Annotated in this window: 23 protein-coding genes and 1 other RNA gene; 15 read left to right on the top strand and 9 right to left on the bottom strand. The window is 67.4% G+C overall.

Features of this window, described 5'->3' with window-relative positions; genetic code table 11:
* Window positions 1-38: 38 nt before the first annotated feature.
* Window positions 39-4,631: a translocation/assembly module TamB domain-containing protein gene (locus N1F91_RS00835; RefSeq protein ID WP_289988389.1), complete on the bottom strand. Its 4,593-nt coding sequence runs from the start codon at window positions 4,629-4,631 to the stop codon at window positions 39-41.
* Window positions 4,628-6,502, bottom strand: a complete 1,875-nt coding sequence (locus N1F91_RS00840; protein WP_289989752.1) for an autotransporter assembly complex family protein — start codon at window positions 6,500-6,502, stop codon at window positions 4,628-4,630. Before N1F91_RS00840 ends, N1F91_RS00835 begins: the two co-directional genes overlap by 4 nt.
* A gap of 274 nt (window positions 6,503-6,776) precedes the next feature.
* On the opposite strand from N1F91_RS00840, the gene N1F91_RS00845 reads away from it, so the two are divergent.
* Window positions 6,777-7,388 carry a response regulator gene (locus N1F91_RS00845; protein ID WP_289988390.1) on the top strand — a complete coding sequence of 204 codons (612 nt, stop codon included), beginning with the start codon at window positions 6,777-6,779 and terminating at the stop codon, window positions 7,386-7,388.
* A gap of 33 nt (window positions 7,389-7,421) precedes the next feature.
* Here the strand turns inward: N1F91_RS00845 and N1F91_RS00850 are convergent, their stop codons facing one another.
* Window positions 7,422-7,583: a hypothetical protein gene (locus N1F91_RS00850; protein ID WP_289988393.1), complete on the bottom strand. Its 162-nt coding sequence runs from the start codon at window positions 7,581-7,583 to the stop codon at window positions 7,422-7,424.
* Window positions 7,584-7,591: 8 nt separating this feature from the next.
* A complete protein-coding gene (locus N1F91_RS00855; protein WP_289988395.1) occupies window positions 7,592-7,753 on the bottom strand; it encodes a hypothetical protein in 162 nt (53 codons plus the stop codon).
* 139 nt (window positions 7,754-7,892) lie between these two features.
* Here N1F91_RS00855 and ffs point away from each other — a divergent pair.
* The 4 genes from ffs (at window position 7,893) to N1F91_RS00875 (ending at window position 11,409) form a co-directional block, all read left to right on the top strand.
* An RNA gene (gene ffs / locus N1F91_RS00860) (signal recognition particle sRNA small type) lies at window positions 7,893-7,990 on the top strand.
* Window positions 7,991-8,114: 124 nt separating this feature from the next.
* On the top strand, window positions 8,115-9,962 hold the full coding sequence (locus N1F91_RS00865) for a DNA polymerase III subunit gamma/tau (RefSeq protein ID WP_289988398.1): 1,848 nt from the start codon (window positions 8,115-8,117) through the stop codon (window positions 9,960-9,962).
* A gap of 21 nt (window positions 9,963-9,983) precedes the next feature.
* Window positions 9,984-10,307 (top strand): YbaB/EbfC family nucleoid-associated protein, encoded by a 324-nt coding sequence (locus tag N1F91_RS00870; RefSeq protein ID WP_289988400.1) that lies wholly within the window; start codon window positions 9,984-9,986, stop codon window positions 10,305-10,307.
* Window positions 10,308-10,407: 100 nt separating this feature from the next.
* The gene (locus N1F91_RS00875) at window positions 10,408-11,409 is read left to right on the top strand and encodes an LLM class flavin-dependent oxidoreductase (RefSeq protein WP_289988402.1); all 1,002 of its coding nucleotides are present in this window, start codon (window positions 10,408-10,410) and stop codon (window positions 11,407-11,409) included.
* Window positions 11,410-11,505: 96 nt separating this feature from the next.
* Here the strand turns inward: N1F91_RS00875 and N1F91_RS00880 are convergent, their stop codons facing one another.
* Window positions 11,506-11,919, bottom strand: coding sequence for a Kazal-type serine protease inhibitor domain-containing protein (locus tag N1F91_RS00880; RefSeq protein WP_289988403.1), 414 nt, complete (start codon window positions 11,917-11,919; stop codon window positions 11,506-11,508).
* Window positions 11,920-12,091: 172 nt separating this feature from the next.
* Between N1F91_RS00880 and N1F91_RS00885 the strand changes: the two genes are divergently transcribed.
* Both N1F91_RS00885 and N1F91_RS00890 read left to right on the top strand, forming a co-directional pair.
* On the top strand, window positions 12,092-13,207 hold the full coding sequence (locus N1F91_RS00885) for an AI-2E family transporter (protein ID WP_289988406.1): 1,116 nt from the start codon (window positions 12,092-12,094) through the stop codon (window positions 13,205-13,207).
* Window positions 13,208-13,284: 77 nt separating this feature from the next.
* On the top strand, window positions 13,285-14,118 hold the full coding sequence (locus N1F91_RS00890) for an arylamine N-acetyltransferase (RefSeq protein ID WP_289988408.1): 834 nt from the start codon (window positions 13,285-13,287) through the stop codon (window positions 14,116-14,118).
* Between the two features lie 27 nt (window positions 14,119-14,145).
* Here N1F91_RS00890 and N1F91_RS00895 read toward each other — a convergent pair whose 3' ends face one another.
* The 3 genes from N1F91_RS00895 to N1F91_RS00905 all read right to left on the bottom strand — a co-directional run bounded on the left by N1F91_RS00895 (window position 14,146) and on the right by N1F91_RS00905 (window position 17,291).
* Complete coding sequence (locus tag N1F91_RS00895; protein WP_289988410.1) at window positions 14,146-15,357, bottom strand: lytic murein transglycosylase; 1,212 nt, start codon at window positions 15,355-15,357, stop codon at window positions 14,146-14,148.
* A gap of 213 nt (window positions 15,358-15,570) precedes the next feature.
* Window positions 15,571-16,176, bottom strand: coding sequence for a recombination mediator RecR (gene recR, locus N1F91_RS00900; RefSeq protein ID WP_289988411.1), 606 nt, complete (start codon window positions 16,174-16,176; stop codon window positions 15,571-15,573).
* Between the two features lie 59 nt (window positions 16,177-16,235).
* Entirely contained in the window at window positions 16,236-17,291 is a 1,056-nt protein-coding gene (locus N1F91_RS00905) for an LLM class flavin-dependent oxidoreductase (protein ID WP_289988413.1), read from the bottom strand.
* Window positions 17,292-17,468: 177 nt separating this feature from the next.
* Between N1F91_RS00905 and N1F91_RS00910 the strand changes: the two genes are divergently transcribed.
* Window positions 17,469-19,247: a diguanylate cyclase gene (locus N1F91_RS00910; RefSeq protein WP_289988414.1), complete on the top strand. Its 1,779-nt coding sequence runs from the start codon at window positions 17,469-17,471 to the stop codon at window positions 19,245-19,247.
* An 8-nt stretch (window positions 19,248-19,255) separates the two neighbouring features.
* On the opposite strand, the gene N1F91_RS00915 is transcribed toward N1F91_RS00910, so the two are convergent.
* Window positions 19,256-20,503, bottom strand: coding sequence for a DNA recombination protein RmuC (locus N1F91_RS00915; RefSeq protein ID WP_289988417.1), 1,248 nt, complete (start codon window positions 20,501-20,503; stop codon window positions 19,256-19,258).
* 100 nt (window positions 20,504-20,603) lie between these two features.
* Here N1F91_RS00915 and def point away from each other — a divergent pair, with 100 nt between their 5' ends.
* From def to truA, 7 genes are all read left to right on the top strand, one after another.
* Complete coding sequence (def, locus tag N1F91_RS00920; protein ID WP_289988419.1) at window positions 20,604-21,131, top strand: peptide deformylase; 528 nt, start codon at window positions 20,604-20,606, stop codon at window positions 21,129-21,131.
* A gap of 250 nt (window positions 21,132-21,381) precedes the next feature.
* Window positions 21,382-21,633: a plasmid stabilization protein gene (locus N1F91_RS00925; RefSeq protein ID WP_289989753.1), complete on the top strand. Its 252-nt coding sequence runs from the start codon at window positions 21,382-21,384 to the stop codon at window positions 21,631-21,633.
* 5 nt (window positions 21,634-21,638) lie between these two features.
* Window positions 21,639-22,061, top strand: a complete 423-nt coding sequence (locus N1F91_RS00930; RefSeq protein WP_289988421.1) for a type II toxin-antitoxin system VapC family toxin — start codon at window positions 21,639-21,641, stop codon at window positions 22,059-22,061.
* 41 nt (window positions 22,062-22,102) lie between these two features.
* Window positions 22,103-22,726 (top strand): FMN-binding negative transcriptional regulator, encoded by a 624-nt coding sequence (locus N1F91_RS00935; protein ID WP_289988423.1) that lies wholly within the window; start codon window positions 22,103-22,105, stop codon window positions 22,724-22,726.
* Between the two features lie 171 nt (window positions 22,727-22,897).
* Window positions 22,898-23,833 (top strand): methionyl-tRNA formyltransferase, encoded by a 936-nt coding sequence (fmt, locus tag N1F91_RS00940; protein WP_289989754.1) that lies wholly within the window; start codon window positions 22,898-22,900, stop codon window positions 23,831-23,833.
* Window positions 23,830-24,330: an N-acetyltransferase gene (locus N1F91_RS00945; RefSeq protein WP_289988427.1), complete on the top strand. Its 501-nt coding sequence runs from the start codon at window positions 23,830-23,832 to the stop codon at window positions 24,328-24,330. The genes fmt and N1F91_RS00945 overlap by 4 nt, the downstream gene beginning before the upstream one ends.
* Window positions 24,330-25,109: a tRNA pseudouridine(38-40) synthase TruA gene (gene truA, locus N1F91_RS00950; RefSeq protein ID WP_289988430.1), complete on the top strand. Its 780-nt coding sequence runs from the start codon at window positions 24,330-24,332 to the stop codon at window positions 25,107-25,109. The genes N1F91_RS00945 and truA overlap by 1 nt, the downstream gene beginning before the upstream one ends.
* The last annotated feature ends 147 nt before the right edge of the window (window positions 25,110-25,256 follow it).

Genomic DNA, 25,256 nt, shown 5'->3' on the forward strand with positions numbered 1-25,256 from the left:
GTTCCGGCGCGTGCGCGGAAACCGGCGGCTCGCCGGTTCTAGTAATCCCGCTCGTAGAAAAGCCCCAGGCTCGAATCGCCGTCCGACCCGACAGAACCGCGCGCCTTCAGATCTTCGGTGATGTCGAGATTGATCGTCCCCCGCGTCGAACCCGCAGCTCCGGCCTCTACCCCGAGATAGACGTTGTCGCGGATGTACCGTCCCGCCCGCACCGCCGTGTTGCCCTCGCTGTCGGTGATGATGTCGAGATCGTCGAGGCCGGTCGCATCGCGCAGACTGCCGACCAGTGACGTGTTGGACCCGCCAGCGAGTTCCGCGGCGGCAGCCGCGAGCTGTGCGATCTGCAGGGCAGACAGTTCCGAGATGGAACGATTGAAGATCAGCCGCGCCAGCACCTCGTCCTGCGGCAATTCCGGCTGCGACGAGAACGAGACCTGAGGGTCGGACACCCGGCCGCGCACCGTCACGAACACGGTGATGTCGTCGCTCTCGCTGCGCGCCACGAAGTCGATGAAAGGATCGAGGTCGCCGACCAGCGTCACGCTGCCCTCGTCGAACGTGATGCGCTGTCCGAGTATGGAAAGTCGCCCGCGGATCAGGTTGAAGGCACCCACCGGCTGGATGTCGGTGACCGGGCCGGTCAGCCGCACCTGACCGCCGAGTTCGGCGTCGAGGCCTCTTCCGCGCACGAAGACCTGGTTTGGCGCGCTTACCGTCACGTCCAGGCGTGCGACGCTCGGCCGCGCCGAGGGCATCGGCGTGCCGTCATTGGCACGCGCGCGTTCCAGCGTGGCGCGGACGGCTGGCGGGGGATTGACGTGGATCACATCGATCGAGGCCGGTCCGCCGCCGATATCGCCCGCAATCGAGATTTCCGCCCGCTCGACGGAGACCTGCCCCGAGATAAGTGGGTCGCGCGCCAGCGCGCCGAAGATGGATAACGATGCGTCCACCGTCGCCACCACGAGTTCGCCGTCGGTATAGCGGGCGTCCAGCAACTGGATGGTCAGGTCGGCGGGGAAGCCATCGGCGAGCGAGATCGTGCCGTTGGCCACCACGCGTCCGCCACCGGCCACCGACGCGCTCAACTGCGTGATGGTCACCGCCTGCGCGTCGAGGCTCGCCGACAGCGCGATGTCGTTCAGCCGGACGTTCGCTTCCGGGTCGACCGCCGATGCGCCAGCCGTCGAGATCGCTCCGGTGACGACCGGATCGGACAGGCTGCCGGCGACGCGGATGTCGAGCACCAGCGTCCCGCTCACCTGCGTTCCCCGGTCGATCAGGAAGCGGTTGGCGAGTTCGAGCGGAACCTGGCCGTTGGCCGAGACCGCCAGGCCCGGACCCGACAGCGGCACGGTGCCGCTCGCCGTCAGCGACAGGCCGCGCGGACCAGTAGCCGCCGCCGACGCAAGTGTGATCGTCCCGTCGCCGTATCGGCCGGATGCGGTGAGCCCGAGCGGCGCCACGCCGAGTTCGACCAACTGCGCGGAGGCGAGATTGCTGCCGGACAGTTCGAAGCGGGCGGCGGGATCGGCGAGGGGACCGGTGACGGTCGCGTTGCCCGTGACGATGCCGGACAGCGACTGGCCCGGCAGCATCGGGTTCAGTGTCGCCAGCGGGAAGCTCTGCAGGGCCACGTCCAACGAAAGCGACCCATCGCCCAGCGGAACACCGCCGCTCGCCTGGGCGCGGAAGCCTTCGGGGCCGGACACCGTGGCGTCGACGTCGAGCCGGTTGCCGCTGGTCGTGCCACGCGCGTCGACCGAAAGCGTCGTCAGCCCCGCATCGCGCAGCGCTGCGGCGGTCAGCCCGCGGCCTGAGACGTCGAAGCGCACGTTCGGTGCGGAGCGCGAGCCGCCCACGACCGCCGTTCCGTCGATCGTGCCGCCCAGCCCGAGGTCCGGCCGGATGGCATTGGCGATCGACAGCGGCACCTGCTCCAGGCGCGCCGAGATGTCGATGCGTTCCGCGACGGTGCCCGTGGCGCTGATGGTGCCGCCGCCCACGTTCATGGCGAACGCGTCGATGGTCAGGTCCTGGCCCTCGACGCGCAGCGATGCCGTCTGCGAAAGCCCCGCGGTGAGGTCCCGCCAAACGAGGTTCGCCTGTTCCAGCGTCAGTCTGAAACCCTGTCCCTCCGGCGCGAGCGCGCCGGTCGTGTCGATCGTGGCGCCGTTGTCGAGTCGCGCCTGCGCGGAAAAGCCGGTGGAGTCGCCGTCGCGCTGCGCATTGGCTGTCAGCGTAGCGATATCGATTCCCGCGGCCGTCAGGTCGCGAGCCTCGATGCGCCCCTGCACGGCGGGCACGCCGAACAGGTCGGCCACTTGCGCCTGCGCTGTTGCCGCGCCGATGCGCGTGTCTTCGTAGACGAGGCCTTCGACCTCGGCGTTGACGGTCGCGGACTGGCGCCCGTCGACGATCGCCAGATCGATATCGGCCCGGATAGCGCCGCTCGCGTCGGCGAGCGCCAGCGCTGCTGCGGTCGAGACGTTCGGAGCGTCCAGTTCGAGAGCCCCCGAAAACAACCCCGCCTCCGTCTGCGTGACGCTGCCGGTGAGCACCGCGCCTGCCGTCTCGAAGCGCAGGTCGCTCAGGCGCCGCTCGCCGTTCGCCGACGCCACCTGTGACCGCAGGCTGACGCGCGTGCCGTCCAGGAAGGCATCGCCGGTGACGCTGCCGGCGAGCGCGCCTTCGCTGAGCGTGCCGTCGAAGACGATTGCGGCGCCCCGCAGCGATCGGTCTGTCAGGGATCCCGAAGGCACGCGCGCCTCGAAGTCGAGCGCGATGACACCTTCGGCGCCTTGGGCGGTGCCGGTCGCGGTCAGGCGGCCATCGAGGTCGTCATGGATGTCCGACAATTCCTCGACCGAAAGATCGAAGCGGAAATCCGCGCCGCCGGTGGCGATACGGCCGTCGGCGGTGAGGGTCGCCTGTGGGTTCTCGAGCCGGAAATCGTCGGCGACGAAACCTGCTTCGCCACGGGCGATGCGGCCCGAGATGGTGGTCGTGCCCGACAGCAGATTGTCCGCGGTCGTGTCGTCGATTCTCAGCTCGGTCGCCTGTCCGTCGAGCGTCAGGTCGAAGGCACCCGACGCCGGGCGCACCTCGCCGCTCGCCGTCAGCCGCGCGCCGCCGCCGAGTTCGCGCCCGGCAAGGCCGGAGAAGGGAGCGATGCTGGAGGCTTCGATACCGAGGTCGCCGTTGAAGGCGCCTTCCAGCAACGTCCCCGCGGCGGTGAGGGAGAGAGCCCGCCCGTCCACCGAAGCCCGCTCGATGCGCACCGGCTGGCCGGCGCTCCACGCGCCGTCGATCGCCAGCTCGATCTGGTTGCCCAGCGCCTCCGCGATGTCCTCGCGCGTTGCCTCGATGCCGCTCGCCTGTCCGTTCACCTCGAAGGTGATGCGACGGCTCGTGGGGTCGTCGAGGCTGCCGACGAGTCCGCCGAGGTCGAGCGCCACCGCGTCGATCGCAAATTGCGGGTTGTCGAGGTCGTCGACCGAGATGGTCCCCGACCAGCCGCCGTCCGTCGTCTCGCCGAAGGCGAGGCTGACGACGGCGCTGCGCAAAGTCGTGTTTCCGCCTGGCACCGGCAGGACCACGGGCTGGCCGTCGCCGGTCCCCACGCGCGCATCGAGCTGGAGCGACCGCAGGAAACCGTCAGCGCCGGTCTGGGCGGCGGCTTCCAGGTCGACGGCGGCGCTGTCGATGGTCAGCCGGTCGATGGCGACGCCGCCGGCATCCCTTACGGTGCCGTTGACCGTCAGGGCAGTCTCTTCGCCGAAGAAATCGCGGAACGCCGGCGCCACGAGGCGCGAGATCGGCCCGCGCAGGTCGGCCGAGAAGGCGAGGCCGAGGTCGGTGCGGTCGAGCCGCGTCGTCCCGGTGAGGACGCGTGCGCCATCCGCGTCGAGGGCGAGTTCCAGCGCCAGATCGCCGACGGGGCCGGAGCCGGAAAGGGCGAGCTCCACCGGCGGACGCCCCTCGATGTTGAGCAGGTTCGCCACGATGCCATTGGCCGGTTCGCTGAGGCCGAGCCGGACGTCGAGCACCTCCGTCTCGTTGGCATAGCTCGCCGTGAGCGACAGGCTGCCGCCCGGCCCGTCGAGCCGCTGCATCTCCAGGGCGGTTTGCAATGAGCCGTCCGCAAACTCGAGATTGCCGGTCGCACTGAGTTCCGACGCAAGCCCGAACACGTCCTGACCGAAGCGAAGCCGCGCGATCTCGAGGTTGCGCAGGCTGATGGCGAGCGGCAGTTCGGGCAACTGGAACGGCGTCGCTTCGGGCGACGGCAGGCCTTCTTCCGGCACCGGCTGGCGCAGCACCTCGATGGAATCGGCGCGCAGCGTCTCGATGTCCAGCCGGCCGCGCAGCAGCGCGGAACGGTTCCAGTCGATCCCGGCGTTCGATATTCGCAGCCACACGCCTTCGCGGTCGGCGATGGTGATCGAATTGATCGTGGCCTCCGACGACAGGATGCCCTGGATACCGCTGATCCTGATCTGCCGGTTGGATGACGAGAGCTGGTTCTCCACGAAATCGATGAAGAATCCGCGCTCTTCCTCCTGCGTGTCCTGCGCCAGGACGGGAAACGCCAGGAACAGCGTGAGAAGGGCTGCGACGAAGCGGATCAAAATGCCTGTCCTATTCCGACGTAGAAGGCCGCGGTCGGATCGCCCGGCCCCGGATCGAGTGGGAAGCCGACGTCGAGCCGGATCGGTCCGAGGCCGGTGAGATAGCGCAAGCCCGCGCCGACACCGATGCGGAAGGGGTCGGCGAAATCCGGTATGGAATCGGCACCGACATAACCCGCATCGACGAAGCCGACGAGGCCGATCGTGTCGGTGACGGCGACGCGCAGTTCCGCGGAACCCTCCACCAGTGAACGGCCGCCGATGATGTCGTTGCCGACCGGCACGCCGATGTTGCGGTAGGCATAGCCGCGCACAGACCCGCCACCGCCGGCGAAGAACAGTTTGTCGGGCGCGGTCTCGGCGATGGAGGAGCCGACAAGGCTCCCGACCTTGAGCCGTCCCGCCGCCACCACACGGTTTTCCTCCCCGAAGCCGTAGTAGGCGCGGCCTTCGGCGGTGAACGTCGCGGCCGGGTTGCCATACTGGAATTCGAAGAAAGGCTCGGCCGTCACTTCGGCGTAGTATCCTTCGGTGGCATTGGCAGCATTGTCGCGGCTGTCATAGACCAGGCCGCCCAGCACGCCGAGGCTCGAGAAGGTGCGCTTGCCGAAGACGTCGTCCTCGAATTCGGCGTGCCGCGCATTGGCAAAGATGCGGCCGGAGATCCGGTCGGTGAAGATGTGGGTGAAGCCGGCCTGTCCGGTCACGCCGGTGCGCGTGTACGGCTCCAGAACTTCGCGGTCACCGAACAGCGATGCCACGAAGTCGGTATCGGGGGTAAACACGCCGGGCCGCGTGAAGGTGGCGCCCAGTCGATAGGTGAATTCGTCCGGGTCGACGCCGTTGATGCCGCCGACCTTGCCTTCTATGCGCAGCCGCTCGGCATGGCCGAAGAGGTTGCGGTGAAGCCAGTAGGCTTCAAGGCCGAGGCCGTCGACCGTCGAGTATGTGCCGCCGACGCCGATCCGCCGCAGCGCGCGCTCCTGCACCACGACCGTGATCGGCAGCACCCCGTCGGGGCCGATCTCGTCGGCTTCGACGAGGCGCAGCGAGCGGAACACGTCGAGACGCGCCAGCCGCTTGCGCGCCCGTTCGATGTCGTCGGGATCGAATTCCTCGCCGGGCTTCAGCCCTGCCATCCAGGCCACGAAGCCCGGATCCATCCGCTCTGTCCCCTCGGCCTTGGTGAAGCCGTAGACGGCGCGGCGGCCGGGCTCCACCGTCAGCGTCGCGTCCACCACGTCGGCCGTATGGAGCGCCTCCACTCGCCGTTCGGCGATGCTGGCCTTGGCATGGCCTTGCTGGCGCCAGGCCTCGACGGCGAGCCGCTCTGCCGTGAGGATCGTCCCCGAGCGCGCCACCTCGCCAGGAACGAATCCCCTTTCCTGCGGACGCTCGACCTCGTCCCTCCGATTGGTGGCCGGCGGCGCCTGATTGGTGATCAGCGCCTTGCCGAACACGAAAAGCGGGCCGGGAACCACGATCACTTCCACGCGTGCGGGGTCCGGAAGTTCGGTGTCGGGCGGCAGGTCGGCGGCCTGCCGGCCCTCGATCAGGATGCTGATCGAGCCGCCATAGCGTCCTTCGGAATAGAGTGCCGCCAGCAGCCGGCGATAGTCCTGCCGCGCCTTTGCGATCAATCCGGCGGCGCCCGATGCAGGCTCGTCGCGATCCGACCACAGGCTCGAGGCGCCCTTGAGCTTGTCCTCGATGTCGTCGCCCGTCACCTGGAAATCGATGGAATACGGCTGAGGTTCGCCGATCACGTCGGCGTTTTCCGGCTCCTCGTCGCGGCCGAACAGCTTGATGCCGAACAGCTCGAATGAATGCGCGGGTGCGACGCCCGTCACCGACAGCGCCGCAATCATCATCGCCACCCGTACCGCGTGGCCCCTGGGATTATGGCTACCGTTCAAGGCTACTCATCACTCTCACTGGTCGGGTCGCCCCGCGCGACCGAACCCCTGTCGGGTGCCCCGACGAACACAAACATGCTCTCATCATGCATTCAAGTTGTTACCAAAAATTAAGCCTGCGCGTCCCGCGCGCGTCCCGGCACAAAAAGATGCGTCCCGTCGATCCGGGTGATCGGTTCTTGCTGTCCGCATGACCGGAACTTCCGGGGGCCGGGTCCATTGACTGTCCATGGATGACAGGCTTTCCACCCTTGCCGGCATGCGTATCCTCATTGCGGAGGATGAATTCTTGCTCGCCGATGATCTCGCACAATTTTTCGCGAGCGTGGGGGCCACCGTCCTCGGCCCGGCCTCCGATGTCGCAGAGGCACGAGTCCATCTCGACCATGCGGACGCCGCGGTTCTCGACATCAATCTGAAGGACGGAACCGTGTTTCCCATCGCCGATGAACTGTTCCTGCGGGGCGTGCCCTTCGTGTTCTTCAGCGGCATGGATGCTGGTTCGGTTCCCGAACGATTCCGGTTCGTGGGCAGCCTGCCGAAGCCGGTCAGCTGGACGCGCGTGATCGAGGTTCTGGCGACCGAGTTTGGTGGTGCGGTGCAAACCGAGGATCCGTTTTCGGTTTCGCGGCAGGACATGGTGGTCGTCCTTCCGAAGCTTCGGCTTTCGGCAAGGCTGATGCTGGGAGATGCGCTGGCCGCTGACCGCCTGGTCGAGAAGACGCTCGAGCGGGCCGTCAGCGAGTTCCGCGCGCGCCCGCACGATGTGCCCACCTCGAAGTGGTTGACGCATCTCATGGAGACGACGCTTGCCGATGGCGGCCGCAATCTGATGAACTGATGCCCGGATGCGCAGCGGCAGCATCTCGGCCGGTCACCGCAGGACCATCGCGAAGACGAGTCCGATGGCCGCGCCTGCCGTGACACCGAGCCCGATACCAAGCGCCGGGTCGCCGAACAGCACCTTTCCGAGGACGGCACCGAGCCCGATGCCAACGATGACGCCCGCCGCCGTTCTGATGAGAAAGTTCGTCATTCCTGCCTTCAGCGGTTCGCCGGCAGGCTGCTGCCGATGCCGGCACCGATGAAGATGCCCAGCACGATGCCAAGAACGAGGTTCTCGAACACCGACACGCCCAGCACGGCACCGACGGCCAGACCGATCGTGACGCCCATGACGGCATTCATGTAGCGGGTTCCGGGCATGTGAGGGCTCCTTCCATTACGGATGAAATACGTCATGGAAGGGATGGTTCCGCCCTGTTCGGGCTCCGCCCGGCGACGCCGCGTCGCTTCGCCAATTCCTCCCTTGCAATTGCCGGCGCGATTGCCGATATGGAAGCCGGGAGGTTGGTGGTGGACGAGCCACTCGCCAACCGGGTCAGGTCCGGAAGGAAGCAGCCCTAACGAGCCACGGCACGGGTCACCGTGCCAGCCTCCCACCTTTTCCATCCGCTCGCGCCGGTCCGGATGCCGAGCCGGATGTGGTCCGGGTCGAGCATCGACGCTGCGGCGCCTGGGCGTGATAAGCGACAGTCCTAGCCGCAATACGGAGGCGAACCGTCCAATGAGCGAGGCCGGCGGCACCGACGCGACCGGGAACAGGGCGTACCGCGTCCTGGCCCGCAAGTACCGGCCGAGCGACTTTTCCGACCTCATCGGCCAGGAGCCGATGGTCCGTACCCTGACCAACGCCTTCGCTGCCGATCGTATCGCCCAGGCCTGGATGCTGACCGGCGTCCGCGGCGTCGGCAAGACCACGACGGCGCGCATCCTCGCGCGCGCGCTCAATTACAAGACCGCCGACATCGATCGCCCCACCATCGACCTCGCCCAGCCGGGCGAGCACTGCAAGGCAATCATGGAAGGCCGTCACGTCGACGTCATCGAGATGGACGCGGCAAGCCACACCGGCATTGATGACATCCGCGAGATCATCGAACAGGTGCGCTACGCCCCGGTCTCGGCCCGCTACAAGGTCTATATCATCGACGAGGTGCACATGCTCTCGACGCAGGCCTTCAACGGTCTGCTGAAGACGCTTGAGGAGCCGCCGCCGCACGTCAAGTTCATCTTCGCCACGACCGAGATCCGCAAGGTGCCGATCACGGTGCTGTCGCGCTGTCAGCGCTTCGACCTGCGCCGCATCGATGCCGGCCTGCTGGTCTCACATCTGCGCGGCATCGCCGGCAAGGAGGGCATCGTCGTCGACGACGAGGCGCTGGCCATGGTCGCCCGCGCGGCGGAGGGCTCGGCCCGCGATGCGCTGTCCATCTTCGACCAGGCGATCGCCCATGGTGCCGGAACCGTCACGGCCGAGGCGGTGCGCGCGATGCTTGGGCTCGCGGACCGCGCCCGCGTCGTCGATCTCTTCGAGCACCTGATGCGCGGCGACGTCGCGGCGGCCCTGACCGAATTCCGCGCCCAGTACGACAGCGGCGCCGACCCGGCGGTGGTCCTGACCGACCTTGCCGAGTTCAACCACCTCGTCACCCGCCTGCGGTTCGTGCCGGAGGCGGTGCGCGACGGCTCGCTCACCGAGGACGAGCGTCTTCGCGGCGCCGATTTCGCCGGCAGGCTGTCCGTTCGGGTGCTGTCGCGAACATGGCAGATGCTGCTCAAGGGCATCGCCGAAGTACAAGGCTCCAACCGCCCGGTAAGCGCCGCCGAAATGGTGCTGATCCGCATCGCCCACGCAGCCAGCCTCCCGACACTGGACGAGGCCCTGAAGGCGATCGAGAGCGGCGGGGTTCAGGCCCTCACGGGAAACGGGGCACTTCGGACAGGGTCGGGTCCGGCAGTGGAACGCCCGCCGGCACCCGTGGGCGATAGCGGCAGCGTCGCGGCGGTCGCGCAGGCGCGGATGCCCTCGGGCGGCGGCGGCCCGGCAATGCGGCTGCTCGAACCTGCGCCTCAGCCCCGGCCTGCCGTGGTCCCGTCGCCCGCCGCAGTCGAGGAGGCGCCTTCGGTGCCGCTGCGCTCGCTGGAGGACATCGCGGCGCTCGCCGACGCCAATCGCGACATCGCCTTCAAGGTGAAGCTGAAGAGCTGCGTGCGGCTCGTCGCCATCGAGCCGGGGCGCATCGAGGTGAGCCTGACGCCTGACGCGCCGAAGGTGCTCCTCAACGACATGACGACCCGGCTCAAGGCCTGGACCGGCCGCAACTGGTTCGTCTCGGTTTCGCGCGAGGAGGGCGGTCAGACCCTTGCCGAGGTCGAAGCCGGCCGTCGCGAGAGCGCGCTCATGGACGCCCGTGCCGACCCGGCCGTCGCAGCTATTCTCGCTCGCTTCCCCGGCGCGAAAATCATCGACGTGCGCATTCCGGATGCGGCAGCGCAGGACGTGGCCGAGGGCGACGAGACGACATTGCCGATCGATCCGGTCGCCGACGATGACGATGACGACGAACTCTGAGATGAACGGAAGGAAGACATCATGAAGGACCTCATGGGCCTGATGGGCAAGGCCAAGGAGATGCAGGCGAAGTTCCAGACGATGCAGGAGGAGATCGCCCAGATCGAAGCCTCCGGCCAGTCCGGCGGCGGGCTCGTCACCGTCGTATTGTCGGGCAAGGGCGACATGAAGAGCCTCAAGATCGATCCCTCGCTCTTCAAGGAGGACGACGTCGAGATCCTCGAGGATCTGATCCTCGCCGCCCATGCCGACGCCAAGGGCAAGGTGGAGGCCGTGATGCAGAAGAAGACGCAGGAACTCACGGCCGGCCTGCCCATCCCGCCCGGCTTCAAGCTGCCGTTCTGACACGGCCCGCTCGGGCCTAGGCGGGCCGCTACCGCCCCGGTCGCGGCTGGACCATTCGTTTCGGGATTGGAAATCGGCCCGCCGTGCCTACATTGACGCCATGACACCGATTTCCGTTCTCGACCTCTCGCCCGTCCCCGAAGGCACCGACGCCGGCGCCTCGCTGCGCAACACGCTCGACCTCGCGCGCCATGCCGAGCGATGGGGTTACCGTCGCTACTGGCTGGCCGAGCATCACAACATGCCGGGCATAGCCAGCGCCGCCACCGCGGTGGTCATTGGCCATGTCGCCGCCGGCACCTCCACCATCCGCGTCGGCGCCGGCGGCATCATGCTGCCAAACCATTCGCCGCTGATGGTGGCCGAATCCTTCGGCACCCTGGCCGCCCTCCATCCCGGGCGCATCGATCTTGGCCTCGGCCGCGCGCCCGGAACCGACATGCTGACCGCGCGTGCGCTGCGCCGTAACCTGTCCGGCGATGTCGACCAGTTCCCCCGCGACGTCGTCGAGCTGATGTCCTATTTCAAGCCGGTCGAGGAAGGTCAGCGCGTCCAGGCCGTCCCGGGCGCCGGGCTCGACGTCCCGGTGTGGATCCTCGGCTCCAGCCTCTACGGGGCCCAGCTCGCCGCCATGCTCGGCCTGCCTTATGCTTTCGCCTCGCATTTCGCCCCGGCCGATCTGGAGCATGCGGTCGCGATCTACCGCGAGCGCTTCGAGCCGTCCGAACAACTGGACAAGCCCTACGTGATGCTGGGTCTCAGCGTCATCGCCGCCGGGACCGACGACGAGGCGCGGCTCCTGTTCACCTCGCAGCAGCAGTCCTTCGTCAACATCCGGACGGGCCGCCCAGGCAAGCTGCCGCCGCCGCAGCCGGGTTACTACGAGAGCCTGGAGCCGATGGCCCGAGCGATGCTCGACCAGACGCTGTCCTGCGCCGTTGTCGGATCGCCATCCACCGTGCGCCGCGGCGTTGCCGAATTCGCCCGACGCACCGGTGCGGATGAACTGATGGTGACGGGCCATATCTACGACCATGCGGCCCGGCTCCGCTCTTACGAGATCCTGGCCGACGCCCACCGCGAACTGTCGCAGGCGGCCTGAGGCTCATAGCCGGCAGTTTCGCCCGCGGCCGGGGCGCGGTACGCCGCAATGGTTGCCGTGCGGCTCCCGGCAGCTTCGTTGCGCGGGATGGCGTTCCTACCGGCAGGGCGCGTCGTAGAGAATCCGGTACTCTGCGTTGCGCGCCTCGCAGGCGTTTCCGAAGGTGCGGACCTGGTTGCCGCGGCGTGCGCAGACCGGCTCGTACTGGCGCGTGCAGAAGCGCTGGCCGGGAGGCGGGGCAGGTTCGGGGCGCGGGCCGGCGCCGCCGCGCCGGCACTGGCCTTGATACTGGATGCGATAGCCGGCGGCATTCGCCTCGCAGCCGTTGCCGAAGGTCTGCCTGTCGGGGCCGCGTCGGGCGCAGACCGGATCATAGACGCGCGGACAGAACTGCTGCTGCGGCGGAGGGGCCGGGCGGACCGGCAACGGTTCTTCCTCGACGACCGTACAGGCCGATATGGTCATGAGGGACACGAGGCCCAGCAGGCCTGCAAGCGGTGAATTCGCCATCGTCATCCTCCTGCCGGGCTAACCGCCCCGCTTCCTCTTGTACCGCCGCAATGCATGGCGATGAATTTGGTTTCGAGTGTTCGGAGGAAAGACCCGTATTCGCCAGCCGGGAACCTTTTCCTGCGCGGTCCGTTCAAAACGTTCCGCCTCGTTGTGCGCGGGCGGGGTGACCATGTCGACATCGCAGGACGAGATTTCGGGGCAGGCCAGCGTGGTCGCAAAGCCGCAGCGCAGCCTGTTCGGCGTATTGCTCGGCATCTTCCTCATCCTCCTCGTCTACGCACTGTACTTCGCTAAAGACTTCTTCCTTCCCGTCGTCCTGGCGTTCATGCTGGCACTGACGCTGTCGCCAATCGTGCGGGCATTGGCGCGTCGGGGCGTCCCCGCTCCGGTCTCGGCAACGCTTCTGGTCTTTCTCTCCTTCTGCGGCGTTGCCGTCATCGGGTTCGTGCTCAGCGGCCCGATCGTGGCGCTGGTGGAGGACGCTCCCAAGATCGGCCGCGAACTCCAGGAGCGGCTGTCGGAGGTGAAGGGTCCGCTGGCGCGCGTCCTGCAGGCCGGCGACCAGATCGAAAGCGTGACCGAAGCGGCGAGCGAACCGGACGTGCAGAAGGTGGTGATCGCCCAGCCGGGCATCGTCTCGCGGGCCGCCGGCAACCTCCTCTCCGTCGGAACCACCGTCGCCATCATGCTGGTGCTGTCGCTCTTCCTGCTCGCGTCGGGCAGCATGTTCTACGAGAAGATGGTGCAGACCTTCGACCTGATGAGCGACAAGAAGCGGGCGCTGCGCATCGTTTACGACGTCGAGCGTGAAATCTCCCGCTACCTGCTGACGGTCGCCCTTATCAATGCCGGGCTCGGCATGGCGGTTGGAATCGCGTGCTGGCTGCTCGGCCTGCCCGACGCGCTGTTGTGGGGCGTAGCGGCAGCGTTGCTGAACTTCCTGCCCTATGTCGGCAGCCTCATCGGCATCGTCCTCGTCGGCGTGATCTCCATCGTCACCTTCGATACGCTCGCCGCGGCCGCTCTCGCCCCGATGTTCTATGCCGGCTTCACCGTGCTCGAAGGCCAGTTCGTCACGCCTCTGATCCTAGGCCGCCGGCTGGAGCTCAACGCGGTGGCCATCTTCATCGCGATCGCCTTCTGGTCCTGGCTGTGGGGGTTCGCCGGGGCCTTGCTGGCCGTTCCCATACTCGTCATCGCCAAGGTCTTCTGCGACCATTTCGACGGGTTGAGCTCCATCGGCAACTTCCTCGGCGCACAGGATGTGCGCGAGGCGGAACACTAGAGCCCCGACCGACCGTTCCGGCCCTTCCGTCGCGCACGGAATCCTTCTAGTGCGTGGGTCGCGGGAGGAACACGACGATGGACCAGAAACGGGAAGGCCCCGATCTCGACGCCTATTTCGAGCGCATCGGCTATCGCGGTCCGCGCGAGGCGACCCTTGCCGTCCTGCGAAGCCTGCACGCCCTTCATCCGCGGGCGATCGCCTTCGAAAACCTCGATTCCTTCCTCGGCCGACCCGTCGCGCTCGACCTCCCTTCGCTGGAGGACAAGCTCGTCCATGCGCGGCGCGGCGGCTACTGCTTCGAGCAGAACACGCTGTTCTGGAAGGTGCTGACCGCGCTCGGCTTCGAGGTCTCGGGCCTCGCCGCCCGCGTGCTGTGGAACCAGCCGGAGGACACCCTCAACCCCCGCAGCCACATGCTGCTGCGCGTCGAGCTCGATGGCGCGACATGGCTCGCCGATGTCGGCTTCGGCGGCGTCACGCAGACCGCGCCGCTGCTGCTGGCGCCGGGCAGGGAGCAGGAGACGCCGCACGAGCGATGCCGCCTGATCGAGACGGCGGATCATTATCGCCTGCAGGCGCAGATCGGCGGCGAGTGGCGCACCGTCTTCCGCTTCGACATGACCGAGCATTTCGACGTCGACTATCTCGTGTCCAGCCACTTCGTCTCGACCTGGCCCGCCTCGCAGTTCGTCACCACGATTATGGCCGCGCGCGCCCTGCCAGCCGGGCGGCTGGCACTCAAGAACGACAGGATGACCGTGCACCAGACCGGCGGGCCGTCGAAGCAGGTGCACTTCGCCACGCCCGCCGAACTGCGCGTCACACTTGCGGCCGATTTCGGCATCGACGTGCCGGAGCCGGCGCTGTTCGACGCACGGTTTGCGGAGCTGGGTTTCGGCGCCGGCTGAACAGGAGGGCGTCTGAGCCCCCGTGTTTCAGCGCAACCGTTTCACCAGCGCTGCGTCCGGAAAGCAGGTCGGCGCCAGGCCGTTCCGCGCCTGCCACTCGCCGATCGAGCGGCGCGTGCGGAAGCCCGGCAGCCCGTCGGCGCCGCCGACGTCGTATCCGAGTGTTTCCAGTCCGCGCTGCATGGCCGCGATGTCGGAACGGTAGAGCTTGGCCACCGTGCCCCAGCCGTTCGAGAACGTCCTGTCGCCGTACTGGATGCGGTCGCCGGCATGGCCGACGAACAGCGCGTAGAGGTCGCTCTCGTTGTAGTCCTTCAGCACATAGAAGTTCGGCGTGACGAGGAAGGCGGGGCCGTTGCGGCCGGCCGGCATCATCAGGTAGCCCTCGCCCTTCAGTTCGTGCGCCGGGAAAGACTTGCCGCCGATGCGCGCGACACCCGTCCGTGCCCACTCGGCGATGGGCTTGCCGCGATCCGGACCCTCCAGCGCGCAAGAGACGGATGCGGGCACCGTCACCTCGAAGCCCCAGTCGCGGCCGCGCACCCAGCCATGGGCCTTCAGGTAGTTGGCGATCGACGCCAGCGTGTCGGCCTCCGAGGTCCAGATGTCGGCCCGCCCGTCGCCGTCGCCGTCCGCGGCGTATTTCAGGTAGCTCGTCGGCATGAACTGCGGCTGGCCCAGCGCGCCGGCCCAGGAGGATTTCATCGAGCGTGGCGGGATCCGCCCGCGCTCCGCCATCACCAGCGCCGCCAGCACCTCCTCGCGGAACATCTCCTTGCGGCTGGCGAGGAAGGCCTTGGTGCCCAGCACCTCGAAGGCGTCGTATGGAATCTTGGCCCGTCCGAAGCCCGACTCTCGCCCCCAGATGGCAAGCACGATGCCGAGCGGCACGCCGGTCGTCTTCTCCAGCGCCGCCAGTGTCCGGGCATGCGTGCCGGAACGCGTCCGGCCGCCCGCAGTGACGCCGCGCACGGTGTTCTCCGCGAAATAGGCGCCGGGCGAGCCGAATTCGGCCTGGTGCTGCATCTTCGGCGTCTGCGGCTTCTGTCCGGGCAGCACGAGATCCGGCAGCTTCAGGTTCGGCGCAATCCCCGCGAAGGCCGTCTCAAAGGTCGCCCGCGTTACCCCTTGCGCCTTCGCCGACGGCCACAGGTCCGTTTCCAGCCAGGTGCGGAACTGCCGGTCGATCGACTGCGCGGCGGCAGGGAGAGGGGCGATTGCGAGCAGGAGAAGTGCCAAGGCGGTAAAGGCTCGCGCGAGGCGCGCTCCCGTGACGCCCCGACGATCTCCCGAAAGAGTGGGGAGGTCGATTGTCAGCGTCGCCGCGAACGACCGCAAACGGCGCAGAACGGGCGCCGGGGTCGACGCTGCCGATCTCCCCCCTCGAGAGGGAGATGGCCGGCAGGCCAGAGGGGCGCGTGACGGAGTGATGCGCATCAAGCCATGCCTCCTCTAGAACACCGTCCTGGCCTTCAGCGCAGCCGACAGCGTGCCTTCGTCGAGATAGTCGAGCTCGCCGCCAACCGGCACGCCGTGCGCGAGCCGGGTGATCTTCACGCCGAGCCCGTCGAGCTGGTCTGTGATGTAGTGTGCGGTGGTCTGGCCTTCCACGGTGGCGTTGACGGCCAGAATGAGTTCGTTCACCCCGCCCCTCGCTACGCGGTCGACCAGGCTGCGGATGTTGAGATCGTCCGGCCCCACGCCATCGAGCGGCGACAGCGTGCCGCCGAGCACGTGGTAGCGCGCGTTCATGGCGCCCGCCCGCTCGAGCGCCCAGAGATCGGCGACGTCTTCGACCACGATGATGGTGGCCTCGTCGCGGCGCGGGTCGGTGCAGATCGTGCAAGGGTCGGACGTGTCGACGTTGCCGCAGGTGGAACAGACGCGCACGGTGTCGAGCGCATCGCCCATCGCCACCGTCAGAGGGCCAAGCAGTTGCTCTTTCTTCTTGATCAGGTGCAGCGCTGCGCGCCGCGCCGACCTTGGGCCGAGCCCCGGCACCTTGGCGAGCAGCTGGATCAGGCGTTCGATCTCGGGGCCGACGATTCGCTTCGACATGGCGCCTGTCTAGCGCACAAATTGTGGCGAAAACACCGGCGCGAAGACGCGGGGCGTGACTACGCGGCCGCGGCCTTGCGCTGTGCCACCGCCTTGCGAACCTCCGGCGCGACCCTGGTGCCGAACAACTCGATGGCCTTCATAAGCGTCGCGTGCGGCATCACGCCGATCGCCATCTGGATCAGGAAGCGCGTGTTGCCGAAGATCGCGTGGTTGGCAAGGATCTTGTCGGTCACCTCCGCCGGGCTGCCGACGAACAGCGCGCCGCGCGGGCCGTGCGAGGCGTCGAACTCGCGCCGGCCGCTCGGACCCCAGCCGCGCTCGCGGCCGATGCGGTTCATCACCTCCGTCACCGGCGGGAAGAAGGTGTCGGCCGCCTCCTGCGTCGTCTCGCCCACGAAGCCGTGCACGTTGATGCTGGTGGCGAGCGTATCCGGGTCGTGGCCGAACTGCCGCGCCGCCTTGCGGTAAATCTCGAAGAACGGCGCGAAACGCGCCGGTTCCCCGCCGATGATGGCGAGCGCCAGCGGCAGGCCATACATGCCGGCACGCGCCGCCGACTGCGGCGTGCCGCCGATGGCAATCCACAGCGGCAGCGGATCCTGGACCGGACGCGGATAGACGCCGCGGTCGTCGATCTTGGCCGTGTGCTTGCCGCCGGGCCACGAGATGCGCTCGTCCTTTCTCAGCGCGATCAGCATCTCGAGCTTCTCGGCGAAGAGCGTGTCGTAGTCCTTGAGATCATAGCCGAACAGCGGGAAGGACTCGATGAAGGAGCCGCGACCGGCCATCATCTCCGCCCGCCCCTGCGAGATCAGGTCGAGCGTCGCGTACTGCTGGAACACGCGGACCGGATCCTCCGACGAGAGCACTGTCACGGCGCTCGACAGGCGGATGTTCCTGGTCCGGGCGGCCGCCGCGGCGAGGATGGTCGCAGGCGACGACACGACGTAGTCGGGCCGATGATGCTCGCCGAGCGCGAAGACGTCGAGACCGAGCTGGTCGGCGAGTTCGATCTCCTCGATGAGATTGCGGATGCGCTCGGCCGGATCGATCCTGCGCCCGGAAACCGGGTCGGTGCCGACGTCGCCGAAAGTGTAGAGGCCGAGTTCCATCGTCGTCTCCTGTCTTCGTTCCGGGCAAGATAGGTGGCGCGCTAGGCGCATGCGAGTGCCGGGCGGTGAACAGTGCTTCTCCGGCCGCAGCTTAACGCTGCGTACACCCGTGGCCATTAGCCTTGCAACCTGACCGGGTCGGCCGATCTTTCCATTGCGGGGCGCAGAACGCTGGACATGTCTTTTCTTCGACGTCTTCCCGGCCGCTGGAGCGCCGCCTTCTCGCGCAGCCTGCGCCTGCGCGTGCTGGCCCTGACGCTCGTGGTCTTTGTCGGCGTTGCGCTTCCAGCATTCGGTGCCTTCGTCTGGATCGTCGACACGTCGTCGGAGCGGCTGTCGACGCTCTTCGCCGAGCGCCAGGTGCTCTACGATCGCTACCGCGGCCTTGGACCGCTTGCGCGGGAAGTGGCGCTGGCCGAGACCCTGGCACGCTCACCGACCATCCTCGACTGGACGGCCGACGAGGTGCACGCTGCAAAGAAGGCGCGTGGTCTGGGCGCGCTGGACCACTTCCGCACCGCCTTCGCCGACGGCAGCTACTTCCTCGTTCACGCTCGATCCGGAAACTACTATTTCAGTGACGGCAGTTCCGGCAGCCAGGCCGATCGTCCGCGCTACGTCCTGTCGCGCGAGAACGAGGCCGACGCCTGGTTCTACAGGACGCTCGCGCTCGGGCCGGGATGCCGGCTCAACGTCAACAATGATCGCGCACTTGCCGTCACGAAGGTGTGGATCAACTGCGTCGTGCAGTCGGGTGGGGAGCCGGTGGCCGTCATCGGTACCGGGCTCGATCTTTCGTCCTTCGTCGCCGATGTCGTGAACACCGGCCAGGCGGGCGTGGAGACCCTCTTCGTCGACGGTTCCGGCGCGATCCAGGCGATCCGTGATCGCGGCCGGATCGACTTCGCCAGTCTCACGAAGGAGGTCTCCGAGAGAAAGACCGTCTTCCAGCTCATCGACAAGGCCGAGCACCGTTCCCGACTGGCATCGATGATGGCGGACCTCCGCGCGGGCCGCAGCGATGCGGCCACCGCCTTCCTCGATATCGGCGGTCGCACCATGCTGGTGGGGGTGGGGCATCTGGACAGGCTGGGATGGTTCAACGTCACCCTGATGGACGTCGACGCGATCGTCGGCCGTGGGCTGTTCGCGCCGCTGGGCGTGCTGCTGGCGCTCGTGATCGTCGCGGCGGCCCTGCTGATTACGCTGTTCTTCAAGCGCAGCGTGCTCGATCGCATAGCCGAGACCGAAGGCGCGCTCCGCCGCATCGAGGACGGCGATTTTGCGCTGCCGACCGCCGCGCGGGACGCTGACGAGATCGGTCGCCTCACCATCGCGCTCGACCGGATGGCGCGGGCGGTGCGGGAAAACACCGAGCGGCTGGAAGGTACTGTCCGCCAGCGTACCGAACAGCTGGAGCGCCTGGCGTTCCTGGACTCGATGACGGGGATCGCCAACCGCCGCGGCTTTGCCGCCACCTTCAAGGCCGAGCACACATCCGCACGCGAGAGCGGCGAGACTATCGGCCTGCTCCTGCTCGACGTCGACCTGTTCAAGTCGATCAACGATTCCCGCGGCCATCAGGCGGGCGACGAGGTCATCGTGGAAGTGGCGCGGCGGATCGCGCGTGTCGTCGAGGATCGCGAGCACTGCGCGCGTTGGGGCGGCGACGAGTTCGTGGTGCTCGTGCGCGGCAGCGGCGAGGCGGTGATGGAGACTGGCCGGCGCCTGCTCGACGCGCTGCGCGGCTCGAGTGTGATGCTCTCCGACGGGACCGAGATCCGGGTTACCACCTCCATCGGCGGCCATGTCGCCACCGCCGACGACACGCTGTCGACCGCGACTGCCCGGGCCGACGTGGCGCTCTACGAGGCCAAGCGTGCGGGTCGCAACCGCATCGTGCTGCGCCCGCCCGAGGCGCCCGATCACCGCGAGGGCGCGGCGAAGGTGGCCTGACGGCGGCGTCAGTCGTCGCCGTCGACCACCCGCAGCCGCAGCGAGCCGGTCCGCGAACCGACCTCGGGCGGCGCGGCTCCGGCATCGGCCCCGGCGGGATGGTCGACACCGAACTCCAGCGCCTCGATCCTCTGGCTGCGCCTTGTCACCTTTTCCGTCGACGTCAGGATCTGGTCGACGTCGCGCTGCGTCATCGCGAAATGACCCTGCAGCTTGCGCACCCGCTCGTCGAGCCGGCCGACGTCCTCCATCAGACGGATCACCTCGCCCTGGATCAGATGCGCCTGCTCGCGCATCCGCGCGTCCTTCAGCACCGCCTGGATCACCTGGATCGACAGCATCAACAGCGACGGCGACACGATGACGATGCGGGCGCGGTGGGCGCGCTGCACCAGCGCCTCGAAATTCTCGTGGATCTCGGCGAAGATCGATTCCGACGGCACGAACATGAACGCCGTCTCCTGCGTCTCGCCGTTGATCAGGTACTTCTCGGCAATCGCCTTGATGTGGACCTCGATGTCGCGGCGGAAGGCCTGCGCGGCCGCCTTCTGCCCCTCGATCCCGTCGCTTTCCGCCGCGGCGCGGATCGCGTTCCAGGCCTCCAGCGGAAACTTGGCATCGATCACCAGCGCCGGCGCGCCGTTCGGCATTCGCACCAGGCAGTCGGGCCGGTTGCCGTTCGACAGCGTTGCCTGGAACTCGTAGGCGCCCTTCGGCAGGCCGTCGGCGACGATCGCCTCCATCCGCGACTGGCCGAAAGCGCCGCGGGTCTGCTTGTTGGACAGGATGTGCTGAAGCTGCACCACCTGGCCGGCCAGCGTCTGGATGTTGCCCTGCGCGGTGTCGATGACGGCAAGCCGCTCCTGCAGCTTCGCCAGGCTCTCATGCGTCGATTTCGTCTGTTCGGTCATGGTCTGGCCGAGCCGGCCGGTCATGGCATCGAGCCGCTCCGAGATCGCCTTGTTCAACTCGTTCTGCCGCGAGCCGAACACCTCCGCGATCGTCGCCATTCGGCCCTGCATCTCGGACTGCACCCGCGTCAGCTCGACGAGCCGGGCCTGCGCCTCGCGCGCCGCCTCCGCGGCGTCATCGGCTGCCTCGGCCCGCGCCCGCGCCATCCGCCGCAGGCCGAGCGCCAGCCATCCGAACATCAGCAGCACGAGCGCGCCGGCGCCAGCCAGAACGTGCCCGAGCGTCACCGTCGACGCGCCGAGCTGGCCGAGCGGCGTGGAAAGAAGCAGGAGGAAGTCGGTCATTGATCGAGCCTATCCGATTCGTGAGCCGACCATAAGATCAAAACATGAACGGAATGCCCGGGCAGTTGACGCTCTCCCGGCCAGCGATTACCTGAAGACCATGCCGATCAAGCCTCTCGTCATCCTGCCCGATCCGATTCTGCGCGAAGTCTCCCGTCCCGTCGAACGGGTTGACGCCGACGTCGCTCGTCTGGCTGCCGACATGCTGGAGACCATGTACGACGCACCCGGTATCGGGCTGGCGGCGATCCAGGTCGGCGTGCCGCTGCGCATGCTCGTCGTCGACCTTTCCAAGGAAGACGAGGACCGCGCCCCGCAGGTCTTCATCAATCCCGAGGTGCTGTCCGTCTCCGATGTACGCAACGTGCACGAAGAGGGCTGCCTGTCGATCCCGGAATACTATGCCGAGGTCGAGCGCCCCGCATCGATCCGCCTGCGCTATCTCGACCGGGACGGCGCGCAGAAGGAGATGGATGCGGACGGCCTGATGGCCACCTGCCTGCAGCACGAGATCGACCACCTGAACGGCATTCTCTTCATCGACCACATTTCGCGCCTGAAGCGCGACATGGTGGTGCGCAAGTTCAGGAAGCTGGCGAGGGACAAGGCGGGCCCGCTGGTGGGGTGAGGCTCAGTCGAGCCTTCCGCGTTGGCTTCCTTCACGGAAACTGCAAATCTGCCAAGTTCTCTTGTGCGGTAAGGCTTTCGTTCTCTCAGAGATTTCATGGAGCGCGTCCTTGCGTTTCTCCTTGGGATCATTCTGACGTGCAATGGTTAATTTTTGGTTTACAGAAGATTTGAGCCTCCCCGCAGGCCTTGCCGTTGTTGGTCTCGTGTGAGATATCGCTGATATCAAGAGGAGATGCGCGGTGGGTGACATGCTGCTTCGGGGGATCGATACCGAGTTGAAGCGACGGCTTGAGGACCGCGCACATCGCAACGGGCGCAGTCTGTCGGAAGAAGCCATCGCATTGCTGCGCAAGGCTATCGCGACGCAGGAAGCTGGACCGGGTCGAGCCGGAGACCGTCTTCGTGCGGCTGTCGGGAGTGCGCACTTTTCTCCGGAAGAACTGACGGCGATCGAAGAATTGCGCAGGAGTCCCGATCGCAGCCCCCCTGATCTGAGCTGATCGGGATGATCGTTCTGGACACCAATGTGATATCGGAGGCATTCCGAAAAAGTCCGAGTGATCGCGTGCTCGACTGGATGAACGCCCGGGAGATGTCTGCCCTGTTCCTGTCGACCATAACTTTCTCCGAACTCTATTTCGGGGCCTATCTGGTGGCCGAACCGCATCGGCAGGAAGCTCTCCTTCAAGCGATTGGCCGGATCCGCGGCGATTATGCTGGCCGCATACTGGATTTCGGGCAGGGCGCGGCCGAAGCATACGGGCAGATCGCGGCGTCGGCCCGCCGGAAGGGGCGGCCGATCGAAACCAAAGACGCCATGATCGCCGCGATCTGCCTCGCCCACGACGCCACGCTCGCCACTCGCAACGTCCGCGACTTCGACGGGCTCGACCTCGCGATCGTGAACCCGTTCGAAGCGGGAGCCTGACCGTAGACACCAGACGCCCATCGGCCCACCCGGAACCCGACATGTACATCCCCCCGCATTTCCACGAGATCGATCCCGACGAGATCCGGGCCGTCATCGAAGCGGCACCGCTGGCCTGCATCGTGGCGCAGACGACCGAAGGACTGGTCGCCAATCATATCCCGATGCTCTCCGCTCCCGATGGCACGCTGATCGGCCATGTGGCTCTGGCCAACGACATGCACCGGCTCGTCGCCGACGGCCAGGAGGTGCTGGCGATCTTCCGGGCCGGCGACGCCTACGTCTCGCCGAACTTCTATCCCTCGAAGCCGGAGCACCACCGGCATGTTCCGACGTGGAACTACCAGGTCGTCCACGTCTACGGTCCCATCACGTTCCAGCATGACGAGCACGCGAAACGCGCCGCGGTCGGGCTGCTGACGCGCACCCACGAGAGGCGGCTGAACGGCAGCAACGCGTGGCGGATGGCCGACGCGCCGATGGACTACATGACGCAGATGCTCGCCAACATCGTTGCCTTCCGCATCGACGTTAAGCGCGTGCTGGCGAAGTCGAAGCTCAGCCAGAACCGCGAGGAGCGCGATTTTCTCGGCGCTGTCGCGGGCGTCAGGACGGCGGGCCGCGAGGACGTTGCCTCGAGCATGGAACGGCGGCTGCGGAAATAGCCTCTCGCGGATGGGAATTTCGCCCTCAGCCCGTCGTGCCCACAGGCCAGCGATCGCCACCGCGATGTCCGACGGGCTTGACCTTGCGGTCGTAAACCCCTTTGAAGCAGGGGCATGAGCGCGGGGATCCGCGTTCGGCCATTCACCCGCTCGCCATCGCGCCGGACCGCCATGCCGCTTCGCATCGTCTTCATGGGCACGCCCGACTTCTCCGTGGCCACGCTGCGCGCCATGGCGCAGGCCGGCCATCAGGTTGTCGCGGTCTACACCCAGCCGCCGCGCGCCGCCGGTCGCCGCGGACTGGAACTGACCAGATCGCCCGTCCATGTCGAGGCCGAGCGGCTCGACATCGAGGTTCGCACGCCGAAGAGCCTGAAAGGCGAGGCCGAGCAGGAGGCCTTCCGCGCCCTGCACGCCGATGTCGCCGTGGTCGTCGCGTACGGGCTGCTGCTACCCCGCGCCATCCTGGAGGCGCCGCGCCTCGGCTGCTTCAACGGCCATGCGTCCGCCTTGCCGCGCTGGCGCGGTGCAGCACCCATCCAGCGCGCCATCATGGCGGGCGACGGGGATACCGCCATGATGGTGATGAAGATGGAGGAGGGTCTCGATACGGGACCCGTAGCCATGTCCCGCGTCGTGCCGATCGGGTCCGACATGACCGCCGGCGAATTGCACGACGTGCTGATGCGGGCAGGTGCCGCCCTCATGGTCGAGACGCTTGCCGCGATTGAGGCGGGCACCCTGACGCTGACGCCGCAGCCCGCCGATGGCGTCACCTATGCCCGCAAGATCGACAAGGCCGAGACGCGGGTCGACTGGTCGCACCCCGCCATGCGCGTCGACAGCCATATCCGCGGCCTCTCGCCCTTCCCCGGCGCCTGGTGCGAGGTGACGATTGGCGGCAGGCCCGAGCGGCTGAAGCTGCTGCGCTCCACCCGCGTGGAGGGTTCCGGCCCCCCCGGCACCCTCCTCGACGATCGGCTCACCATTGCCTGCGGCGAGGGCGCGGTGCGGCTTCTCGAGGTCCAGCGCGCCGGCGGCAAGCCGCTCGCGGCGACGGAGTTCCTGCGCGGCGCCAAGCTCGTTCCCGGAGATCGCCTGACATGACCGCCTTCATCATTCGACCGGCCGAGCCGAAGGATCGCGCCGCGATCCAGGTCCTCGAGGAGCGCGCCTTCGGCCGGCCGGAGGAAGCGGAGCTCGTCGAGCGACTGGTTGCCGACGGTGACGCGGTGATGGAACTGGTCGCCGAGCGTCACGGCGAGATACTCGGCCACGTCCTCTTCTCGCGCCTCCAGGTCATGACCGGCGACTGGAACGTGCCCGCCGTCACGCTCGCGCCGCTGGCCGTCGATCCTGCCCACCAGGGCAATGGTATCGGCACCGCTCTCGTGTGCGAGGCGCACCTTCGCCTGATGGCGCACGGCGAGTGCCTGTCGGTGGTGCTGGGCGACCCCGCCTGGTACGGCCGTTTCGGCTATGCCCATGACCGCGCGGCGGGCTTCGAATGCGACTGGCAGGGTGAGGCGTTGCAAGCTCTCGCTTTCGACGATGCACCGCAGACCGGCCGCCTGGTCTATCCCCCTGCCTTCGCGAGCCTTTGATGCCGCGCTACCGGCTCGACATCGAATACGACGGCGCGGGATATGCCGGCTGGCAGCGCCAGGCCGGGCAGCATTCGGTGCAGGCGGCGATCGAGCAGGCGATCCGCGCCTTCTGCGGCGAGGATCTGAACCTGCGCGGCGCTGGCCGCACCGATGCCGGCGTCCACGCCACCGGACAGGTGGCACATGTCGACCTGGCGAAGGCATGGCCTGACGACACGGTGCGCGATGCCGTCAACGCCCATCTCCAGCTGGCTGGCGAGCGCGTGGCGATCGTCGCGGCCGCGCGGGTGGCCGACGATTTCGACGCCCGTTTCTCGGCCACCGCGCGGCACTATCTCTACCGGATCGTCAACCGGCGCGCGCCGCTGGCGCTGGAGCGTGGCCATGCCTGGTGGGTCGCAAAACGGCTCGACGCACAGGCCATGCATGCCGCCGCGCAACTGCTGCTTGGCCGGCACGACTTCACCACCTTCCGCTCCGTCCAGTGCCAGGCCAACAGTCCGCTTCGCACGCTCGACCGCTTCGACGTCGCGCAGGCGGGCGATGCGATCGAGATCCGCGCCTCGGCGCGATCCTTCCTGCACAACCAGGTGCGCTCCATGGTCGGCTCGCTGAAGCGGGTCGGCGAAGGCGCCTGGAGCCCCACCGACATGCGAGCCGCCCTCGACGCCCGCGACCGCCGCGCCTGCGGCCCCGTCGCGCCCCCCGACGGGCTGTATCTGGTGGGGGTGGAGTATGGGGAGCGTGGCGAATGGCGAATGGCGAATAGTGAGTAGTGAGTAGCGAGTAGCGAGTAGTGAGTAGTGAGTAGTGAGTAGTGATTATTCTTATTTGTTGATCATGAATCCAGATATATATACACTACTCACTACTCACTACTCACTACTCACTACTCACTACTCACTACTCACTACTCACCACTC

Source organism: Aquibium sp. ELW1220 (assembly GCF_030398385.1).
GTDB lineage: Bacteria > Pseudomonadota > Alphaproteobacteria > Rhizobiales > Rhizobiaceae > Aquibium.

What these genes read in the sequence shown, in the direction of transcription:
- N1F91_RS00840 (WP_289989752.1), bottom strand. Translation starts at nt 6,502, where the DNA reads ATGATGATTGCGGCGCTGTCGGTGACGGGCGTCGCACCCGCGCATTCA.
- N1F91_RS00845 (WP_289988390.1), top strand. Translation starts at nt 6,777, where the DNA reads ATGGATGACAGGCTTTCCACCCTTGCCGGCATGCGTATCCTCATTGCG.
- N1F91_RS00850 (WP_289988393.1), bottom strand. Translation starts at nt 7,583, where the DNA reads ATGACGAACTTTCTCATCAGAACGGCGGCGGGCGTCATCGTTGGCATC.
- N1F91_RS00855 (WP_289988395.1), bottom strand. Translation starts at nt 7,753, where the DNA reads ATGCCCGGAACCCGCTACATGAATGCCGTCATGGGCGTCACGATCGGT.
- N1F91_RS00865 (WP_289988398.1), top strand. Translation starts at nt 8,115, where the DNA reads ATGAGCGAGGCCGGCGGCACCGACGCGACCGGGAACAGGGCGTACCGC.
- N1F91_RS00870 (WP_289988400.1), top strand. Translation starts at nt 9,984, where the DNA reads ATGAAGGACCTCATGGGCCTGATGGGCAAGGCCAAGGAGATGCAGGCG.
- N1F91_RS00875 (WP_289988402.1), top strand. Translation starts at nt 10,408, where the DNA reads ATGACACCGATTTCCGTTCTCGACCTCTCGCCCGTCCCCGAAGGCACC.
- N1F91_RS00880 (WP_289988403.1), bottom strand. Translation starts at nt 11,919, where the DNA reads ATGGCGAATTCACCGCTTGCAGGCCTGCTGGGCCTCGTGTCCCTCATG.
- N1F91_RS00885 (WP_289988406.1), top strand. Translation starts at nt 12,092, where the DNA reads ATGTCGACATCGCAGGACGAGATTTCGGGGCAGGCCAGCGTGGTCGCA.
- N1F91_RS00890 (WP_289988408.1), top strand. Translation starts at nt 13,285, where the DNA reads ATGGACCAGAAACGGGAAGGCCCCGATCTCGACGCCTATTTCGAGCGC.
- recR (WP_289988411.1), bottom strand. Translation starts at nt 16,176, where the DNA reads ATGTCGAAGCGAATCGTCGGCCCCGAGATCGAACGCCTGATCCAGCTG.
- N1F91_RS00905 (WP_289988413.1), bottom strand. Translation starts at nt 17,291, where the DNA reads ATGGAACTCGGCCTCTACACTTTCGGCGACGTCGGCACCGACCCGGTT.
- N1F91_RS00910 (WP_289988414.1), top strand. Translation starts at nt 17,469, where the DNA reads ATGTCTTTTCTTCGACGTCTTCCCGGCCGCTGGAGCGCCGCCTTCTCG.
- N1F91_RS00915 (WP_289988417.1), bottom strand. Translation starts at nt 20,503, where the DNA reads ATGACCGACTTCCTCCTGCTTCTTTCCACGCCGCTCGGCCAGCTCGGC.
- def (WP_289988419.1), top strand. Translation starts at nt 20,604, where the DNA reads ATGCCGATCAAGCCTCTCGTCATCCTGCCCGATCCGATTCTGCGCGAA.
- N1F91_RS00925 (WP_289989753.1), top strand. Translation starts at nt 21,382, where the DNA reads ATGCTGCTTCGGGGGATCGATACCGAGTTGAAGCGACGGCTTGAGGAC.
- N1F91_RS00930 (WP_289988421.1), top strand. Translation starts at nt 21,639, where the DNA reads ATGATCGTTCTGGACACCAATGTGATATCGGAGGCATTCCGAAAAAGT.
- N1F91_RS00935 (WP_289988423.1), top strand. Translation starts at nt 22,103, where the DNA reads ATGTACATCCCCCCGCATTTCCACGAGATCGATCCCGACGAGATCCGG.
- fmt (WP_289989754.1), top strand. Translation starts at nt 22,898, where the DNA reads ATGCCGCTTCGCATCGTCTTCATGGGCACGCCCGACTTCTCCGTGGCC.
- N1F91_RS00945 (WP_289988427.1), top strand. Translation starts at nt 23,830, where the DNA reads ATGACCGCCTTCATCATTCGACCGGCCGAGCCGAAGGATCGCGCCGCG.
- truA (WP_289988430.1), top strand. Translation starts at nt 24,330, where the DNA reads ATGCCGCGCTACCGGCTCGACATCGAATACGACGGCGCGGGATATGCC.